The sequence below is a fragment of the Duganella vulcania genome, from assembly GCF_009857655.1.
GTDB lineage: Bacteria > Pseudomonadota > Gammaproteobacteria > Burkholderiales > Burkholderiaceae_D > Rugamonas > Rugamonas vulcania.
Window position 1 is genome coordinate 1 of the sequence record NZ_WWCX01000266.1, and the last position, 866, is coordinate 866.

Below are 866 nucleotides of genomic sequence, written 5' to 3' on the forward strand. Positions count from 1 at the left end.
TGACGGCCTGCGCCGCCGCCGGGGCGGCCTGCGCCACCGCTGTCGGCGCAGGCGTGGCCTGCGGCCCGCCTGCCGGCTGTTGTGCCGGGCGCAGCACCAGGACCAGCAACACCACGACCGCCGCACCCATCGCCAGCAGCGCCAGCACCAGCGGCTTCTTCAGCACACCGCCGGCCGCCTCGCGCTCCGTCCCGTGCAAGGTCGGCGCGTGCAGCGTGGGCGCGCTGCCCAGCTGACGTTCCGCCTGCGCCTTCTTCAATGCTTCCAAAATATACGACATATTATTTCCCCGCCCCGGCGCTGGCCGCCAACAGGCGCGGCTCCTGCACGCCGCCCAGCTGATACAGCCGGATGAAAGTTTTCGGACCGGCCACGCCGTCCGCCTTGAGATGCTGCTCGGTCTGGAAATCGACCAGGCGCGCGCGCAGGCCCGCGCTCAGCGGCTGATCGTCCAGCGGCTTCTTCAGCCCGTAGATCTGGGCCAGGCGCCGCGCCAGCCAGTCCACGTCCGGGCCGTGGTCGCCGCCGGAGACCTCGTCGCGCCAGCTGCGCGGCGCGCGCCAGAAGGTCGTGAACTCGCCGTCGAAGCGCGCCGCCAGCGCGTCCAGGCCGATGCGCTGCGGCTTGCCGCCGGGCGCGACGATGGTCGCGCCACCGTCGTCGATGGCCGTCAGCAGCACATAGTTGGGCGCGGTGGGATCGTCGTGCAGCGTCAGCATCGCCGGACGGTCCAGCAGGCGCAACTCCGCCATGCCGCCCTTGGCCTGCAGGCAGCGCAGGTTCAGGCGCGCCGCCGTCGGGCAAGGCTCGCCGTCCGGCAGCGCCAGCCCCCAGATCGCCGCCAGCTGGCGCAAGGCCGCCGCGCT

At 72.7% G+C, this 866-nt stretch carries 1 protein-coding gene and 1 pseudogene; both read right to left on the bottom strand.

Translation table 11 applies throughout. The features are described 5' to 3' along the window. Positions 1-280 (bottom strand): annotated as a pseudogene (locus GTP90_RS35885) (general secretion pathway protein GspB); the annotation flags it as partial. Between the two features lies 1 nt (position 281). Continuing rightward, positions 282-866 (bottom strand): peptidoglycan-binding protein (locus GTP90_RS35890; RefSeq protein WP_175048359.1); only part of this gene is annotated, 585 nt, incomplete at its 5' end.